This window comes from Acidobacteriota bacterium (assembly GCA_030949985.1).
In the GTDB taxonomy this organism is placed as follows: Bacteria; Acidobacteriota; Polarisedimenticolia; order J045; family J045; genus JALTMS01.
On sequence record JAUZRX010000001.1, the window covers coordinates 19,976 to 32,555 of the forward strand.

At 70.8% G+C, this 12,580-nt stretch carries 10 protein-coding genes; 8 read left to right on the plus strand and 2 right to left on the minus strand.

Annotation, left to right across the window (positions count from 1 at the left end; translation table 11 throughout):
* Positions 1-30 precede the first annotated feature (30 nt).
* Both Q9Q40_00095 and Q9Q40_00100 read left to right on the plus strand, forming a co-directional pair.
* Positions 31-477 carry an ATP-binding protein gene (locus tag Q9Q40_00095; GenBank protein MDQ7005614.1) on the plus strand — a complete coding sequence of 149 codons (447 nt, stop codon included), beginning with the start codon at positions 31-33 and terminating at the stop codon, positions 475-477.
* Complete coding sequence (locus tag Q9Q40_00100; GenBank protein MDQ7005615.1) at positions 474-818, plus strand: STAS domain-containing protein; 345 nt, start codon at positions 474-476, stop codon at positions 816-818. The genes Q9Q40_00095 and Q9Q40_00100 overlap by 4 nt, the downstream gene beginning before the upstream one ends.
* On the opposite strand, the gene mutS is transcribed toward Q9Q40_00100, so the two are convergent.
* Positions 797-3,469 (minus strand): DNA mismatch repair protein MutS, encoded by a 2,673-nt coding sequence (gene mutS, locus Q9Q40_00105; protein MDQ7005616.1) that lies wholly within the window; start codon positions 3,467-3,469, stop codon positions 797-799. The two genes, Q9Q40_00100 and mutS, sit on opposite strands and share 22 nt — an antisense overlap.
* A 105-nt stretch (positions 3,470-3,574) precedes the next feature.
* On the opposite strand from mutS, the gene Q9Q40_00110 reads away from it, so the two are divergent.
* Together Q9Q40_00110 and Q9Q40_00115 are read left to right on the plus strand one after the other, a co-directional pair.
* Positions 3,575-4,000, plus strand: coding sequence for a hypothetical protein (locus Q9Q40_00110; protein MDQ7005617.1), 426 nt, complete (start codon positions 3,575-3,577; stop codon positions 3,998-4,000).
* A gap of 5 nt (positions 4,001-4,005) precedes the next feature.
* Positions 4,006-5,190: a hypothetical protein gene (locus Q9Q40_00115; protein ID MDQ7005618.1), complete on the plus strand. Its 1,185-nt coding sequence runs from the start codon at positions 4,006-4,008 to the stop codon at positions 5,188-5,190.
* 27 nt (positions 5,191-5,217) lie between these two features.
* Here the strand turns inward: Q9Q40_00115 and Q9Q40_00120 are convergent, their stop codons facing one another.
* Entirely contained in the window at positions 5,218-6,408 is a 1,191-nt protein-coding gene (locus Q9Q40_00120; protein ID MDQ7005619.1) for a tetratricopeptide repeat protein, read from the minus strand.
* Positions 6,409-6,472: 64 nt separating this feature from the next.
* Here Q9Q40_00120 and Q9Q40_00125 point away from each other — a divergent pair, with 64 nt between their 5' ends.
* From Q9Q40_00125 to smc, 4 genes are all read left to right on the plus strand, one after another.
* Entirely contained in the window at positions 6,473-7,144 is a 672-nt protein-coding gene (locus Q9Q40_00125; GenBank protein MDQ7005620.1) for an outer membrane lipoprotein carrier protein LolA, read from the plus strand.
* Between the two features lie 109 nt (positions 7,145-7,253).
* Positions 7,254-7,877 (plus strand): hypothetical protein, encoded by a 624-nt coding sequence (locus tag Q9Q40_00130; protein MDQ7005621.1) that lies wholly within the window; start codon positions 7,254-7,256, stop codon positions 7,875-7,877.
* Positions 7,874-8,887 carry a polyprenyl synthetase family protein gene (locus tag Q9Q40_00135; protein MDQ7005622.1) on the plus strand — a complete coding sequence of 338 codons (1,014 nt, stop codon included), beginning with the start codon at positions 7,874-7,876 and terminating at the stop codon, positions 8,885-8,887. Before Q9Q40_00130 ends, Q9Q40_00135 begins: the two co-directional genes overlap by 4 nt.
* A gap of 52 nt (positions 8,888-8,939) precedes the next feature.
* Positions 8,940-12,503 (plus strand): chromosome segregation protein SMC, encoded by a 3,564-nt coding sequence (gene smc / locus Q9Q40_00140; GenBank protein ID MDQ7005623.1) that lies wholly within the window; start codon positions 8,940-8,942, stop codon positions 12,501-12,503.
* Positions 12,504-12,580: the final 77 nt, after the last annotated feature.

Below are 12,580 nucleotides of genomic sequence, written 5' to 3' on the forward strand. Positions count from 1 at the left end.
TTCGAGCAGGCTGCCAGGCGGATGACGACGATGGAACGAGACGAGACGATCACCCTGAACCTGCCGAGCCGCCTGGCCTACCTCGATGCGGTCCAAGGGATGGCCGAGCTGCTGGCCTCCACCGCGGGCTTCGACGAGGAGGCCCGGCTCGATGTGGGCCTGGCGGTGCGGGAAGGGACGATCAACGCCGTCAAGCACGGTAACGGTCTCGACCCGGCCAAGACCGTGATTCTCGAGTTTCGTCTCGGCAGTGCTGCGTTGAGCATCGCCATTCGTGACGAAGGCGCCGGTTTCGAGCCCCGGCACACCCCCGACCCCACGACCCCGGAGAACCTCTGGCGTTCATCGGGCCGCGGTCTGCTGCTGATGCGCTCGCTGGTCGACGAGGTGCGCTTCGAGCGTCACGAGTCCGGCATGGAACTGGTTCTCATCAAGAACTGCCCGGTGGATACCGAGCGGGACGAGGAGGTCTCGTGAGCCACCAAGTCGATTATCAGGACGGTATCGCGATCACCCGCCTGGTGGGTCGCATCACGGTGGGCAACGCCCTCGACGACGTACGGGAGGTGGTGGAAGACGAGATCGCCGCCGGTCGCCTGCGCGTGATCTTCGATCTCAGCGGCGTGAACTTCGTCGACTCCGCCGGCCTCGGCGAACTGGTCGCCTGTCATCGCAGTCTCGACCAGCTGGGGGGACGCCTCGTGCTGGCCGCTCCCCGGGGCAAGGTCCGCGACCTGATCGAGCTGACCCGCATCGGCGAGCTTCTGCCCGTGTGCCCGACAGTGGAAGAGGCCCTTCAGCGGGTGGTCGAGGACTGACCTCCCAGGAGCCCGATCAGCCGGTAGAGCAGCTCGTGGGCCTGGCGTGGTGAGAGGTCGTCGGGATCGCACTCTCTGAGTGCGGCCAGGGCTTGCGCCTCTTCCGGTGACGGCTCCGGCTCCCCGGCGGGGCTTTCGAAGAGGGAAAGCTGCCGCACCCCGTCCCTGTCGCGACCCAGCTTGTCCGCCAGGTGCTCGCCGCTGATCTCCTCGAGGATCTCCCAGGCCCTGGTGATCACCGCGTCGGGAAGTCCCGCCAGCCGGGCCACGTGGATCCCGTAGGAGCGGTCCGAAGGTCCCGGTTCCACCCGGTGGAGAAAGACGACCTCCTGCCCGTGCTCCCGCACGGTGATGTGTACGTTCTCGAGACCTTCGTGGCGGGCCGCCAGCTCCGTCAGCTCGTGGTAGTGGGTTGCGAACAGGGCCTTGGGGCGCAACCGCGTGTCCCGCAGCAGGTGTTCGACCACCGCCCAGGCGATGGCCATCCCGTCCCAGGTGGCCGTGCCCCGTCCGATTTCGTCGAGGATCACCAGGGAGCGGGGCGTGGCGTTGTGCAGGATGTTGGCGGTCTCCGTCATTTCCACCATGAAGGTCGACTCGCCGCCGGCCAGGTTGTCGGAGGCGCCGACCCGGCAGAAGATCCGGTCGACGAGAGAGATGCGGGCCGAGCGGGCGGGGACGAAAGCGCCGGCCTGGGCCATCAGGACGATCAGGGCGGCCTGGCGCAGGTAGGTGCTCTTGCCGCCCATGTTGGGACCGGTGACGATCAGCAGCCGCCGCTTGTCGTCGAGCAGGCAGTCATTGGGCACGAAGCGTCCCGGCTCCAGCAGGCGTTCGACCACCGGGTGCCGGCCGTCGCGGATCTCGATCCGGTCGTCCTCGGCCAGGGAGGGGCGCACGTAGCCCTCGCGGGCGGCGACTTCCGCGAACCCGGCCAGCACGTCGGCCTCGGCGATGGCGGCCGCGGTTTCCCGCACCCGTCCCGCCTGCGCCACCACCTGGTCGACCAGTTTCTCGAAAAGGGCCTTCTCCCGTTCGGCCAGGCGCTCGCTGGCCGAGAGGATGCGGGCTTCGAGGTCCTTGATCTCCGCGGTGACATAGCGTTCGCCGGTGGCGATGGTCTGCCGCCGCTCCCACTCGGGGGGAACCCGGGAAAGGTTGGCCTTGCTCACTTCCAGGAAGTAGCCGAAGACCTTGTTGTACTTGATCTTCAGGGAGGCGATGCCGGTGGCTTCCCGCTCGCGGGTTTCGATCCCCGCGATCAGCTCCCGGGAGCCCCGGGCCAGCTCGCGCACGGCGTCGAGATCGGCGTCGTAGCCTTCGCGGATCACCCTCCCCTCGCCGGGGGCGGCTCCCGGCTCGTCGGCCAGCCCCGCGCCCAGCTCGCCGAGCAGGTCTTCGAGCAGGTCGATACGGGCGGCGAGGGCCGTCGCATCCGGCGCGGTCAACCCGGCGAGGGCTTCCCGCACTTCCGGGAGCGCCGCCAGGGAGCGCCGGAGGGCCGCCAGGTCATGGGGCGTCGAGCGCCGGAGGGCCGCCCGGGAGAGCAGGCGCTCGAGATCCCGGATCTCCCGCAGGGCCTCCCGCAGGGATGCCCGCACCTCGGCGCGCTGGACCAGGGCTTCGACCACCGCGTGCCGGGCCAGGATGGCGTTCTTCTCCACCAGGGGTTCGAGCAGCCAGGTGCGCAGCGCCCGGGCGCCGAGGGGGGTCAGGGTGGCGTCGAGGGCTTCGAGCAGGGTCTGGCTCCGTCCTCCATCCCGCAGGTTGGCCACCACCTCCAGGTTGCGTCGGCTCGATCGGTCGAGGAGCAGGATCCGCCGGGGATCCTCCACCCGCAGTCGATCCAGGTGGGCCGGCTGCACCCGCTGGGTTCGCTGCAGGTGGGCCAGCGCGGCGGCCGTCGCCGGCAGCGCCGGATGGTCGTCCTCGCAGCCGAAGCCGGCCAGGGAGGCCACCTGGAGTTGCTCGACGACCCGGTCCCGGGCCAGCAGGGGCTCGAACAGGGAGTCGTCGAGGGTGGTGAGCAGAACCTCCCCCAGGCCGTGACGGCCCAGCAGGGCTTCGAGGGTCGCGGCCGAGGTGGAGGCGACCAGCAGCTCCCGCACCTCGTAGCGGCTGAGCACTTCCGCCAGCGCCGGCTCGTTTCCGGCCCGCGCGAGCACCATGCCCCCGGTGGACAGGTCCACCAGGCACAGACCCCAGGGGCCCGGGGCCTGGCCCGCCAGGCAGGCGAGGTAGTTGCCCGAGCCGGGATCGAGCTGGTCGGCATCGACGAGGGTTCCCGGGCTGACCACCCGGACCACTTCGCGGCGCACCATGCCCTTGGCCTTCTTGGGGTCTTCCATCTGCTCGCAGACGGCGACCCGGTGGCCGGCTTTGACCAGGCGGGCGATGTAGTTTCGGGCGGCATGGTGGGGCACGCCGCACATGGGGGCCGAGGTGGCCGTGCCCTTGCCGCGACTGGTCAGGGCGATGCCGAGAATCGGGGCGGCGGTGCGGGCGTCGTCGAAGAACAGTTCGTAGAAGTCGCCCATGCGGAAGAAGAGCAAGGCGTCGGGATGCTGGCGCTTCGCCTGTTGCCACTGGCGAAACATCGGCGTCAGCTTTCCACCGGAGGGCGTTGTCGCCGCCTGGCCCGAACGCGTCACGGAATCCGACTCCTTTTCCTGGCCCCTTCAGATCGCGCGGGGACGGTATCACATCCCCTGTTCCGCATCATTCCGCACCGCGTGGGTTGACAAGGGGTGGGGCGCGTGCGTAAAACGGCACCGATGGATGCCCGCCGCGACGACATCGACCTCGTCGAAAGTTCCCCGGACAACCACGCCGCAGAGGACGTGGGGTCCCGCGTCTTCACCGACGAAGACCGGATTCTGCTCGTTTTCGCCTACCTCGGTCCGCTGGCCCTGGTCTCCCTTTTCGGTAGTCGGGATCCCTTCGTGCGCTGGCACGTGCGCCAGGGCGGGGGACTGTCCATCGCCGCGGCGGCGCTGATGCTGCTGCTCTATCCCTTCGACTGGCTGTTTTCCATGATCCCTCTCTTCGGCCGCTTCTTCTTCGCGGTCGAAGTTCTCGTCGGACTCGGCTACCTGGCCCTGATCGCCATGGCGATCGAGAAGGCCTTGCGGGGCGGTCGCTTCCGCATTCCATGGCTCGCCGACCTGGCCGACCAGGATTAGCCTCCATGCCCACAGGCCAGCTTCGTCGCGGCGTCGCTCCACCGCGCCCGCCGCATACCTCCACCGACTCCCGCGTCACCCCCGGACGGCTGCGCTGGGTCTTCGCCGGCGAGGTGGTCGAGGTGCGCCTGGCGCCGGGGCCTCAGCTCGTTCCCGTCGCCGACGGCGGTGAGCGGCTGGTCTCGACGATCCTCGCCGCCCTGGACGACGGTGCCGCGGGAGAGACGCGGGTCCGGCGCCCCGCCGGTGAGTTGGAAGTCTTTCTCGACGTGGGGCACGACTGGCCCCGCCCCGCACGCTCGCCCTCCTGGGCCATCGGCGGGGGCGATCTGCTGCCGGACAGCGAGGCCCTGGTCGAGGCTCGCCGGCGGCTGCGCGAGCACCTGCTGAGGGCCGGCGGCCTCGACCAGCAGACCCTGCAGGCGATGATCGACTATCCCGTCCGCCGCCGGGCCCTGGCCGCCAGGCGGTTGCGGCTCGATCGCCGGCTGATCCAGCTCGACGATCAGATCCAGGCCGGCCGGCGCGCGGCCCGCATCGCCCTGGCCGGGGCGATGGTGGGAGTCGCGGGGCTGGTCGCGGGGGTCGTCACCTCGGCGCCCCTGCTGCTGATCGCCGCCGCCTCCCTGTTCTGCCTCGGCTCGGGGGTGATGGCCGAAAGGCGCCTGCAGTTCCCCGCCGCCGAGGCGCGCCGGCTGCACTTCGAGCGACGCCTCGAAGTCCTGATCGAAGAGAGTGACGCCCTCGACGACCAGGGGCGGAGCCTGGCCCGGCGCCTGGGCTGCCGTGACCCCTGGGAGGCCGCCGACCGGGCCCTGGAGGCCCTGGCCTCGAGGCGGCGCCTGGGGGGGCGGGAGCGTTCGGCGCGGATCACGGAAGTGGCCGCCGAAATGGCCCGGCGTCTGCTCCGGCCGGCACCCCCGCCCGACGCGCCTCTGCCGGCGCCTGCCCGCGGGGCGGGGTGGCCCGCGGAGGTGGCCGGGGCAGAGGGCCGGGTGATCGACGACGCGCTGGTGCTGCGGGCCGCGGCGTTGATCGAGCGCCTGGAACGGGAACTACCCGCCCCGTGGCCCCTGGTGCTCTGGGAGCCCTGGCCGGATCTGCCTGCGGGCGAGCGGGCCCGCGCCCTGTTCGCCCTGGCGGAGACGATGCCCGAGCGAGCGGTCATCGCCCTGGTTCGCGGCCGCTGAGGACGGGCTCGCCGGGGCGCTCGAGCCCTATTCCCCGAACTGGACCAGTTGGCTCGAGCGGTCCTGGGTCGCCCGTTGGAGGAACAGGCGGTACCAGGGATGGAAGATCAACGGTCCGATGCCGATCTGGACGTTCCATTCCCTCAGGGGCAGACCGCGACGCAGGGCCTCGGCGACAATGCCGACGAAACGGGCCTGGGCCGTGCGCATGGCCGCGAGGGTCTCCGGATGGGGGGCGGGGCGGGTGCCCGGCTTTTTCTTGCGCGGGACCTCGACGACGCGGCCGGAGAAGGCCGTCCAGGCCTGGCGGGCCGCCGCCTGGAGTTCGTTCCTCAGTTCGGCGACACTCAAAGCACTCAAGGGACGACCGTCGGCGGCGGTGGAGGGAATCTCGAGCCCCCAGCGCTGGACCTCGGCCAGCCGCTCGAGGCCGCGCAGGGCATATCGAGCCGCCAGGGCCGGCTCTCCCGGCCCCTTGGCGGCGGCGCTGAAGGCCTCCCGCGCGCCGTCGAAATCGCCTCCGGCCAGCCGCGCCCGGGCCACCCGGAGCATGGCCGAGGTTCCGGCCTGCCCCGCTTTTTCCAGCAACCTGGCCGCACGGAGGGCCAGCTCGCCGGCGCCGGCCTCTCCCGCGCCCCGGGCGATGCGTTCGAGGTAGGCGTCGCGCAGGGCGGCGCCGTTTTCGGCGGCCTCCACGGCCCGCGTGAAGGGTTCGACCGCCCCCCGGGGATCGCCGCTGTCGCGGAACAGCTTGCCCAGCCGGAACCAGGCCTCGGGCTCGTCCTCCGGAACGGTCAGCTCGCCCCCTCGCCACGCGGCCACCGCCCGCGTCGCCCGCTCCCGGGCGTCGTCGGCGCGCCCCAGGTTGAGCAGGGCGTTGACCATGTAGAAATGGGCTTCGAGCGGCGCTCCGGGGCGATCGACCGCCTGACCGAGCTTGTCGACGGCGGCCTCGTAGCGCTGCCGGGCGCCCGGCCGGCGCAGGTAGGCCAGGCAGAAACCCCAGCGATACTCCGCCACGCCGTCGAGGGCCTCGTCGCTTCGCTCCTCCGCCTGGCCGTAGGCGCCGATCACCTCCGCGCAGCGGCCCTGGTCATAGGCCGCGGCGGCTCGTGCCAGCAGGGCTTCGGTATCTTGTCCCCATCCCGCCGGGATCATCGCCAGTACGGCGGCCAGGGCCGCCGCTCGGCTGCTCGCTCTACCTGCAAAACCTGCCATCGTCGTCACTCGCTCCTTACCGATTCCGGCGCAAGAATACCGCCTTCCGGTTAGAATGGCGCGCATGGCCTTTCCCCTTTTCGGTGTCCTGCTCCTGGCCGCGGCCCTCCCGGCAGCGCCCGCCGGTGATCCCGCCGAGGCCCTGGCCGAGGCCAGGCGGGTGGTCGAAGTCGTCCACCGTCTCGAAAACCGCTACCGCGAGATGGGGTCGTTCCGCCTCGACTTCGTCCAGCGCTACGTCTCGTCCGCCTTCGGGATGGAAGACGAGCAGCAGCAGGGCACGATCCTCGTGCGCTGTCCCGACCGGATGCGCATCGACTACAGTCGCCCGCCGGGCCAGTACGCTCTTTTCGACGGCGCCACCTGGTGGCTGATCGAACCCGACGAGCAGACCGTCACCCGGGCTCAGCGCGGAAAAGGGGAGGGCAATCCCCTGCTCGACCTGCTCTCCGGCACCACCGATCTGCTGCGCCTTTTCGCCGCGCGTCCCGACTCCAGGCCCGGACCCCGGGGGCGTATCCGCCTGCTGCTGCTGCCCCGGGAAGAGCGGGAAGACATCGAGACCCTGATGCTGGAAATCGAGACCCGTACGGGCAACCTGCGTCGGGCCGAGGTGGTCGGTCCCCTGGGCGGGCGCATGATTTACGTCTTCGAGCCCCCCCGGCCGGTTCCGCCGCCGGGCGACGAGGACTTCCGGGTGACGATCCCGCCGGGATACCTGCTGCTCGACGGTTAGCCGCCCGTCGATCCAGTCTCTTCCACTCGAGTTGTGCCGTTTTTCCCGAGGGTGCTATTCTGCCCGCACCGTGAGCCCTCTTTCCCAGGTCGTGCGGAGCCGCCTCGGGGTGGCGCTGATCGTCGGCGGACTCCTCGCCGTCGGGGGCGCGTTTTGCCTGGGAGCCGAGGGCCCCGCCTACGTGGTCGAGGGCCAGGTCTTCGACGAGGCGGGGCGGGGGCTCGCCGCGGTGCCCGTGGTGGCCGTCGAGCGTTTCGAGCACCTGAGCCTGCCGGGCCTCGAACGGCCCGCCGAGGTGCGGGAAGTGGGCCGGACTCGTACGGACGCCGCCGGTTTCTATCGCCTCGACCTGGGTTCCGGACCCTTCAAGGGACGGATCGTCCTGCGCTTCGGCGGTGGCCCGGGCTGGGACCGGGTGCGCTACGCCCCGCCGGAAGAAAAGAACATCACGCGTCTCCTGCGCCGCCGGTCCCGGGCCGTGGTCAATTGCCGGGTCGGCGATGCTCCGGGCTGGGCCGAGGTCGAACACGCCATCGCCCGCGCCGGCGGGCCGGAGAGCAAGCGCGGTCGCATTCTCCGTCGCCACGGCATGCCCCGCGAGACCCTCACCCTGCAGAACGGCGCGGTGGAGTGGCGTTATCCACGGGTGACCTACGTCTTCCACGGTGACGACCTGGTGGAATCCCGCCGTCGGCCGGCGCCGCGCCAGGTCTCCCGCAAGGAGGCGCCATGAGCGAGGGGGTGCCCACGTCTTCTCCCGTGCCGCCGCCCCGCATGATGGAGGTGCTCTCCCTGGTCGGTGATCGCCTGGTGGAGGTCGAAGAAGAGATCCGCGCCAATCTGCGCTCGGATCTGCGCCCCATCGACCAGGCCGGAGACTACCTCTCCGAGGGCGGCGGCAAGTTGATCCGGCCGGCGTTGATGCTGTTGGCCTCGGGCCTGCTGGGCTACAAGGGCAAGATGGACGTGCTGCTCGGCGCCGTCTTCGAGTTCATTCACACCGCCACCCTGGTTCACGACGACATCATCGACGAGGCCGACACGCGCCGCGGTCGACCGGCTCTCAACCGGGTCTACGGTAACGAGATCTCGATCCTCCTCGGCGACTATCTCTACATCCGCTCCATGAACATGGCCCTCAGGGCCCGCAAGCTGGGGGTGATCGAGATCCTCGCCGAGTCCACCGAGAAAATGATCGAGGGCGAGATCATGGCCCACCATCTGCGGGGCCGGGTCGATGTGACGCGCCGGCAGCACATGGAGATCATCGAGCGCAAGACCGCCTGGTTGTTCGCGGGATGTTGCCGGGTGGCGGCGGTGCTGGCGGATGCGGGAGAGGACGCCGAACGCCGCCTGGGGCAGTACGGGTTGAACCTCGGCATCGCCTTCCAGTTGGTCGACGACCTGCTGGACCTGACCGCCGACGAGGCCACCTTGGGCAAGCCCGTGGCCTCCGACCTGCGGGAGGGGCGGCTGACCCTGCCCTGGATCGACCTGATGCACCGGGGGAGCGAGGCCGAGCGCGAAGCGGTGGAAGCGGTGCTGACCGGGGGAGATTTCGGCGAGCCGGGGTGGGGTCGGTTGAAGGCCGCTCTGCTGGCCCACGGCTGCCTCGAGCGTACGCGTCGCCTGGCCGAGGAGCACGCTTCCCGCGCGCGGGAAGTGATCGGCACCTTCACCCCGGGGCCCTACCGGGAAGCACTGATGGATCTGCCGGACCTGATCCTGTCTCGAGACCGCTGAGGGATCGAGGGGCGGGTAGCCGGCGCGAGCCTGAGCAGGAGGAGCAACGGGGATGTTGTGGCTCGAGCGCCTGGAAGTCAGCGGATTCAAGAGTTTCTCCGACAAGTCGACCATCGAGTTCCCGCGGGGCATCACGGCCGTGGTGGGGCCCAACGGCTGCGGCAAGTCCAACATTGCCGACGCCATCTCCTGGGTGCTCGGCGAGCAGTCGGCCCGGGCCCTGAGGGGCCAGAAGATGGAAGACGTGATCTTCGCCGGAACCCAGGGCCGGGGGCCCGGGGGCATGGCGGAGGTCTCGCTGCACATGGCGGCGAAGAACGGCTCCCTGCCCGATGGCCGGTCCCGGGTGACCCTCACACGGCGCCTGTTCCGTTCGGGCAACAGCGAGTACCTGATCGACGGCAAGAAGTCCCGCCTGGCCGACGTTCGGGCCCTGCTCGACCAAGTGCGCGCCGGCGTGCGCTCCTACGCCATCATCGACCAGGGTTCGGTGGCCTCCTTCGTGCTGAGCAAGCCCAAGGATCGCCGGGTCTTCATCGAGGAGGCCGCGGGCATCGCGGGCTACAAGACCCGCCGCCGGATGGCCGAACTCAAGCTCGAGGCGACCCGCGCCAACCTGCTGCGCATCGACGACATCGTTGGAGAGGTCGAGCGCCAGCAGCGTTCGCTCAAGCGCCAGGCGTCCCTGGCCCGCAGGGCCCGGCGTCTCGATGAACGCCTGCGGGCCCTCAAGACCGTCTGGTATCGCCGGCGGGACGCGGTGCTCGCCGCCGAGGCCCAGCGCAGCGCCGAACTCTGCGCGGTGGCTTCCCGGGAGGCCGACCATCTCGACCGCGAACGCCGCCGCCTGCTGGAGGCCCTGGCCGATGCCCGCCGCCGGCTGGAAGACGCCCACACCGACCGGGAGCAGGCCGTGGCCGCCTCTCACGCCGCCCGCATCGAGGAAGAGCGGCTCGACCGGGAGATCGCCGCCGCCCTGACCCGGGCCGCCTCGCTCGAGGAGGAGGCCGGGCGCCGGGAAGGCGAGGGAGACCGGTTGATCGAAGAACGGGCCCAGCGGGCCGAAGAGATCGCGCGTCTCGAAGAGGAGATCCGCTCCCTGGCGGGGGAACTCACCGAATTGACCGAGCGCACCGCCGCCGCCCGCCGGGTGGTCGAGCGCGAGAAAGCCGAACTCGAACGTCGCCGGCAGGTGGCCGCGAGCCACGAGCAGGCGCTCTACGATCGGGTGCATCGCAAGGCGGAACTCTCCGCCCGGGCTTCCGCGGCCCTGGCCGCCGAGCGGAGGGACGAGCGGCGGGCGGAGGAAGCCCGCCAGGCCGGTGAGCGCCTGGCCGAGGTCCTCGAGAGCGAAGGCCGCCAGCTTGCGGCGGCCGAGCAGCGCCGGAAAGAGGCGGAGGCCTGCGTCACTCGCCTGGAGGTGGAACTCGAGCGGGCCCGGGATGCGGAGGACGACTGCTGGACCGCTCTCGAGCGGGCCCGGGCCGACGAAACGGCCCTGGTGCGGGAGTTGGGAGCCCGCAGCGGAGAGAAGGACGCCCTCGACTCGCTGGAAGTACGCCTGGCCGGGGCCGAGGCGGCCCGGGAGATTCTCGAGCACTCCCGGGAGGGAAAGCTCCAGGCCCGCCAGGTGGTCGCCGAGTTGCTGGCGGTGGAAAAAGATGTCGAGCACGCCGCCGAGCGCTTCCTGGGCGACCTGCTGCCCGCGGTGGTGGTGGACTCCTCCGACGACGTGCAGAAGGGCGCCAGCCTGGGCGTGGGCGGCCGGGTGCGTTTCCTGCCTCTGGACGACACGGCGGCCGAGGGCGTGTCCCATGGCGAGTTGCCGGCGGCGCTCGCGGCGCATCCCGGTGTGCGGGGCCGGCTCTCCGAACACCTGCGACCGCTGGGTGAACTGGGGCAGGCGATCAGCTCCCGCCTGCAGGATGCCGTGCTGGTGGAGTCCCTGGCCCTGGCCTTCGAGCTGCACCGTCGTTTCCCCGGTTTCGATTACCTCACGCCCGAGGGTCACGCCGTCCATGCCAGCGGCGTGGTCACCGTGGAGAGCGACCAGGTCGAGGGAAGCGAAGGACTGCTCGGTCGCTCGCGCCGGCGGGAAGAGCTGGCGGCCCTCCTCGAGCGCCTCCAGCAGCAGCGGACCGCCGCAGCCGCCGCGGTGGAGCAGGCCCGCCAGGCCCACCGGGACGCCCAGGTGGTACGTCGCCGGGTGGAAGAGGAACTGGCCGCCGCCCGTCGTACCCAGGCCAGCGCCGGCTTCGAGGCCGGCCAGCACAAGCGCTCCATCGAGCGCCTGCAACACGAGGCCGAGGTGGCCCGGGCGGCCCTGGCCACCGCCGTCGAGGGTCTCGAGCGGGCCCGCCGGGAGGCGGCGGAGGCCGCCACCGAGCAACAGCGCCTGGAAGAAGAAATCGCCACCGAGCGCGAGCGCCTCGACGCCATCCGCGCGGCGCTTCGCGAGCAGGAGGAGGTGCTCAGGCGGGCCGAGGCGGAAGGCTCGGCCCGGCTCTCCGACGAGCGGGCCCTGCGTGAGCGGTATGGTGCCCAGCAGCAGGGCATCGAGCGCCTGCAGCGGGAGTTGGAGGCGCTCGAGCAGCGGCGGGAGGAGGGCCGGCGGGTCCGCAGCCAGGCCCTCGAGCGGGCCGCCGAACTGCGACAGCAGGCCGCCGAGAAAAGTGAGCATCTCGAGGCGGCCCGGGCCCGCCGCCGGGACCTGGAGCGGGAGGTCGAAGCCTGGGCCGAACGTCTGTCCGGACTGGCGACCGAGGTCGATGACCTCGAAGCCCGCCATGGGCTGGCCGTCGAGGAGTTCGAGCAGGCCCGTTCCCGCCGGGAAACAGCGGCACTGGCCGTGGAGAAGGCCCGGCTGGAGGTCCAGCACGAGCGCGAGAGCTGCCGTGAGGACCTGGGTTGCGAGCCCGCCGAGCTGCCCGCCGAACCGCCGGAGGGCATCGAGGGCGAGATCCTCGACAACGACGGGCTGTTGCTCGAGGAGTTGCGGGACGTCAAACGCAAGCGCGAGCGCCTGGGCATGGTCAACCTGCTGGCCGAAAAGGAGTTCGAAGAACTGCACGCCCGTTTCGAGGAACTCAGCGCCCAGCGCGAGGATCTCAAGCGCTCGGTGGACGAACTCTCCGGCTCGATTCGCAAGATGGACCGGGAGAGCCGGGAGCGCTTTCTCGAGGCCTTCCAGGAGATCCGCAAGCACTTCCGCGCCCAGTTCACGATCCTCTTCCGTGGCGGGCGGGCCGACTTGCACCTGGAAAACGAAGACGACGTGCTCGAGTCGGGCATCGAGATCATGTGCCAGCCCCCGGGCAAGAAACTGCAGTCGGTGGGTCTCCTGTCGGGAGGGGAAAAGGCCCTGGCGGCGACGGCGATGCTCTTCGCCATCTTCCGCTACCAGCCGCCCCCCTTCTGTCTGCTCGACGAGATCGACGCTCCCCTCGACGACACCAACGTCCACCGCTTCACCGAGGCGGTGCGGGAGTTCGCCGCGGGAACCCAGATCATCCTCATCACCCACAACAAGCGCTCGATGGAAACCGCCGATGTCCTCTACGGCGTGACCATGCCCGAGCCCGGCATTTCCCGTCTCGTCTCCATGGCCCTGGACTGAGGCTTTCACCGGTCGGACCCCCGTACCCGCACTCCGCGCGAACACCCCGCGGAGTGGGGCCGGGGTCAGGGCGGGGG